Origin of the sequence: Halothiobacillus sp. (genome assembly GCF_028710545.1) — a bacterium.
GTDB lineage: Bacteria > Pseudomonadota > Gammaproteobacteria > Halothiobacillales > Halothiobacillaceae > Halothiobacillus.
Map to the genome: position 1 here is coordinate 1 of NZ_JAQTTX010000108.1, position 2,918 is coordinate 2,918.

Annotated in this window: 4 protein-coding genes; 3 read left to right on the top strand and 1 reads right to left on the bottom strand. The window is 55.4% G+C overall.

Annotated features, from left to right (window positions below; all coding sequences use genetic code 11):
• From PHD44_RS12555 to moaA, 3 genes are all read left to right on the top strand, one after another.
• Positions 1–460: molybdopterin-binding protein (locus PHD44_RS12555; protein ID WP_367182031.1), on the top strand; the 460-nt coding region annotated here is incomplete at its 5' end.
• Positions 448–936, top strand: a complete 489-nt coding sequence (gene moaC / locus PHD44_RS12560) for a cyclic pyranopterin monophosphate synthase MoaC (protein WP_300192222.1) — start codon at positions 448–450, stop codon at positions 934–936. The genes PHD44_RS12555 and moaC, both read left to right, overlap by 13 nt.
• Before the next feature lie 253 nt (positions 937–1,189).
• On the top strand, positions 1,190–2,176 hold the full coding sequence (gene moaA, locus PHD44_RS12565; protein WP_300192223.1) for a GTP 3',8-cyclase MoaA: 987 nt from the start codon (positions 1,190–1,192) through the stop codon (positions 2,174–2,176).
• Positions 2,177–2,621: 445 nt separating this feature from the next.
• Here the strand turns inward: moaA and PHD44_RS12570 are convergent.
• A partial coding sequence (locus PHD44_RS12570; protein ID WP_367182032.1) for an FAD-dependent oxidoreductase occupies positions 2,622–2,918 on the bottom strand: 297 nt, incomplete at its 5' end.

A 2,918-nucleotide genomic window follows, 5' to 3' on the forward strand; every position in this document is an offset into this window, starting at 1 on the left:
CGGGGATGCCGATCTGGTCCGGCAGGTGGTCTCCGAGATCGGCAAGATCGATTCATGGCGGGTTTTCCTCAAGCCGGGCAAACCGTTGGCTTTCGGCCGGATCGGGTCGGTGCCATTCATCGGCTTGCCGGGCAACCCCGTCTCGACCTTTGTGACCTTCTTCCTGTTCGTTCGTCCGGCTTTGCGTGCATTGGCGGGCGGCGATCCTCAGATCGACCTGCCGCCGTTGAGTCTGCCGCTGGCCCGGGACTGGGTTTCGGGTGATCGCCCGGAGTTCATCCGCGTGCGGCGTGAGCGTGCGGCTTCGGGTGAAACGCGATTGCAGCCGTTTGAAAACCAGAACTCGGGCCTGTTGAGTTCGATCGCCTGGGCGGATGGCGTGGCCCTTATTCCAGCCGATCGCAGGCTTTCGTGTGGTGACAGGGTTGATTATTTCCCCTTTGAAGGATGGTATCTGTGAGCAATCAGCAATTAACCCATATCGATGAAACGGGTGCCGCGCGCATGGTGGATGTGGGCGCAAAAACCCATACGGAACGTGTGGCTTTGGCGGAGTCGTTTATCCGCATGCAGCCTGAAACGCTTGCATTGATTCTTTCCGGTGGTCACAAGAAAGGGGATGTACTGGCCGTGGCTCGCGTCGCCGGCATTATGGCCGCCAAAAAAACCTGGGATCTGATTCCGATGTGTCACCCGCTCCTGCTGACCAAGGTGGTGGTTACCTTGACGCCCGACGAGCAGAACCAAGGTATTCATATCCTTGCGGAATGCCGCCTGAGTGGGCAAACCGGCGTGGAGATGGAAGCGCTCACGGCTGCCTCCGTAGCGGCGCTGACGCTCTATGATATGTGCAAGGCTGTGGATCGCGGCATGGTGATCGAATACACCCGTTTGCTGGAAAAGCATGGCGGGAAAACCGGTTCCTGGGTTCGCTGAAGTTAAATTGCTCTTGCATCCGTGTATTTTTTAAAACATAACGCTTGAATTGCACTTATTTTACGGCTATCGTTATTTCCACTGATACCTAGCGAACTCCTGCACGAGTAAGCAAGTCGTCGAATGCTCGGAACTCCGACCTCTGAGCATTCTTACGCAATCGGCGGTCAATTCAGTGTTGCCGATGTCGTATGCCGCCCGGTCAACTCTCGTTTGACCGGCTTTGACTGTTCAGGAATCATAAGGTTTAAGTATGTCAAATTTGGTGGACCCATTCGGTCGCACAATCGATTATCTGCGACTGTCGGTCACGGACCGTTGCGACTTGCGTTGCTTTTACTGCATGCCGGAGGGGTTTAACGACTTCGAAGTGCCGGAACACTGGTTGACGGCTGATGAAATCGAACGATTGCTGGGCGTAATGGCCGGGATGGGTTTGCGTCGGGTGCGTATTACCGGCGGCGAGCCCTTGGTGCGCCGTGGAATCGAGGACATCGTTCGTCGTATTGATGCGCTGCCCGGTATTCGGGATATTGCACTTTCCACCAATGCCACCCGTCTGGGGAAAATGGCCGCACCGTTGAAGGCGGCGGGAGTCGACCGCATTAACGTGAGCCTCGATACGCTGGACGCCGACCGTTTCAAGCAGATCACCCAAGGCAAACTCAGCAAGGTGATCGATGGTTTGATGGCTGCCAAAGATGTAGGGTTGTCTCCCATCAAGCTCAATATGGTCGTCATGAAAGGCGTCAATGAAGACGACGTCGAATCGGTGCTGGAGTTCTGTATCGAGCATGGGTTCGTGTTGCGCATGATCGAAACCATGCCGATGGGCGATACCGGTCGTGATGCACTGGATCATTACATCAGTCTGCAAACCATCAAGCAGCGGCTTTCGGAGCGTTATCCGTTGATTCCGGTCATCAATCCGGTCGATGGCGCCGGGCCTGCCCGTTACCTGCAAATAGCAGGCACGGATACCCAGGTCGGGTTCATCACGCCCATGTCCGAGCATTTCTGCGGTACCTGCAATCGGGTTCGGTTGTCGGTAGATGGCACCATGTATATGTGCCTTGGGCAGGAGCACAACTTTTCATTCCGGCCACTACTGCGCAGTGGTATCCCAGATGATGAGCTCAAAGAAGCCATCATTGCAGCCATCGGCCTGAAGCCCGAGCGGCACGAGTTTCAGGACAAGCCGGAAAAAGTCATTCGCTTTATGTCGATGACGGGTGGCTGAAACCAGCAAGCACTTCTCACTTTTATCTCAAAGGGTGTTTGCAAAATAAAGCTTAAAACGGACGTAAGCAAAACTTCAAAGGTCTTTCAATGGGCTTCAAGACGGGCTTGTGTTGTTTCGCCCGCCAAACGCCCCGTTCTTCTATGCACTGAGATCGCATGCGGGCGACCCTATTTCTTTGCTCGTGCAAAGAAATAGGGGAAAGAAACACGCCCCACGGGGCCGGCCCTTCGGGCAGACCCTGACCTGACCTGATCCAGCCGGGTCGCCTCGACGTGACTTCCTGTCACGGCGAGGCTGAATGGGCCATCCATGGCCCATTCCCCCGTCCTCCACAGGCCAGTCCAGGGCGGCCCCAAAGGGGATTCTCCCGCTTCTTTTAGCATGGTGTTGTCCGACAAACTTTTGGTTTTTTAAACATCCTCCCAGTGGGAAAACGATAATCTCAGGCTTCTTCCGTGCGGGCGTTTTCGATCAGGCGTTCTGCCAGTTTCTTTCCATTGGTCAGGCAGTCGCCGACCGCGATACCGCCCCGCCAGTTTCCATTCAGACTCAATCCCGGTAGTGCGGTCAGCCGCTGGGTAATCTTTTCCTGTAATTCAAGATAGCCGAGCTCGTACTGTGGAATGGCCCGTGCCCAGTATTTCACGCGCAAGAATTCCGGCTTGCCCTTGATGCCGAGCAGCGGCGAAAGATCGCCCAGAACGCGATCCAAGAGTTCCTGATCACTTCCTTCTGCCGC

What these genes read in the sequence shown, in the direction of transcription:
- moaA (WP_300192223.1), top strand. Translation starts at nt 1,190, where the DNA reads ATGTCAAATTTGGTGGACCCATTCGGTCGCACAATCGATTATCTGCGA.
- moaC (WP_300192222.1), top strand. Translation starts at nt 448, where the DNA reads ATGGTATCTGTGAGCAATCAGCAATTAACCCATATCGATGAAACGGGT.